The 255-nt window shown below is 48.2% G+C and carries 1 pseudogene; it reads right to left on the reverse strand.

Annotation, left to right across the window (positions count from 1 at the left end):
• Window positions 1–245 (reverse strand): annotated as a pseudogene (locus tag K1I43_RS15550) (IS4 family transposase); the annotation flags it as partial.
• Window positions 246–255: the final 10 nt, after the last annotated feature.

Raw genomic sequence — 255 nt, forward strand, 5'->3', positions numbered from 1 at the left:
TCTTTCGCTGTCTTGGATACAGTTGAATAATGGAATCGAGGCAATCCATACCGAGGCCCCACAACGGCTCCGTTTCGAAAGCTTTTCCATTGATGCATGGCGGCCAGCAGGAAGAAGTGAATCAACTTGCGCAACGTAAAGGTACGAGACGAATCACGAGACCCCACCGCTTCGGCAATCAGTTGAATCTCTTCATCCGAATCAAGTTTTTGCATCAATTTCGGGAGTGTGGTATGCTTGTTCATAGAGAGCACC

It is taken from the genome of Anoxybacillus sp. ST70 (genome assembly GCF_019553625.1).
Lineage (GTDB): Bacteria > Bacillota > Bacilli > Bacillales > Anoxybacillaceae > Anoxybacillus > Anoxybacillus gonensis.